This window comes from Vibrio sp. Vb0937 (assembly GCF_033338855.1).
Genome location: NZ_JAWOTK010000385.1, coordinates 1 through 1107 on the forward strand (window position 1 = coordinate 1; position 1107 = coordinate 1107).

General features: G+C 50.9%; 1 protein-coding gene. It reads left to right on the forward strand.

Annotated elements, in window-relative coordinates; translation table 11 throughout:
• Positions 1-35 precede the first annotated feature (35 nt).
• A partial coding sequence (gene pdhA / locus R7P67_RS25905; protein ID WP_318086466.1) for a pyruvate dehydrogenase (acetyl-transferring) E1 component subunit alpha occupies positions 36-1107 on the forward strand: 1072 nt, incomplete at its 3' end.

The following is a 1107-nucleotide window of genomic DNA, read 5'->3' on the forward strand; positions in this document are numbered from 1 at the left end:
GTCCAAAAGACCCGCAGCGTCAAAAGGAGCTTGAGATGAACGTTCAGGCATTACCCATGCATCGGTTTATCGACCATGATGGGAACCTAGTCGGCCAACTACCCAACTGGGCTGACATTGAAACTTTGGTCGGGTTTTACCGCGACATGGTATTAACTCGCACCTACGATCAGAAAGCCGTTGCGTTGCAACGAACAGGTAAGCTAGGTACCTACCCTTCACACCTTGGCTCAGAAGCCATTGGTATAGCGGTAGGACGGGCATTAAAAACCGATGACGTCTTCGTCCCTTATTATCGCGATATGCCTGCGATGTGGTGTCGTGGCATTGGTATGGAAAAAAACCTTCAATATTGGGGCGGCGATGAGCGCGGCAGTGACTTCGCGCCAGAAGGCAGCCCTATCCCAAGCCGAGACTTGCCATTTTGTGTCCCAATCGCAACACAATGTACACATGCGGTCGGCGTTGCTTCTGCGTTGAAAATTCAAGGCAACCATGAAGCGGCACTGGTCATGTGTGGCGACGGTGGGACATCCAAAGGAGACTTTCTCGAATCCATCAACTGCGCAGGGACATGGAACATTCCGTTGGTTTTTGTGGTGAATAACAACCAGTGGGCGATTTCTGTACCACGCAGTTTGCAATGCGCGGCGGAGTTTCTTTCTGAAAAAGCAAAAGGCGCTGGCATTCCAGGGATTACCGTCGATGGCAACGACGTTGTTGCTATGTATGACGCTACCATGACCGCATTAGAGCGAGCACGAAAAGGCAAAGGGGCGACACTGATCGAAGCGGTAAGTTATCGCCTAAGTGACCACACCACCGCCGACGATGCGACGCGTTATCGTAATGCAGATGACGTGCAAACCGCATGGCAATTCGAGCCCGTGAGCCGACTAAAAACCTTTTTGATCAATCAAGGTGCTTGGAGCGATGAACAAGAGCAACAATGGCAAAGCGACTGCAAGGAACAAGTCGAGCTCGCGGTTGAACGCTACCTAAACTTGCCTCAACAAGCGCCTGAAACTGGATTCGATTACCTCTACGAATCGCTTCCTCAAGAGCTTCACGCTCAACGCGATGAATTGATCAATAAAGCAATGCGAA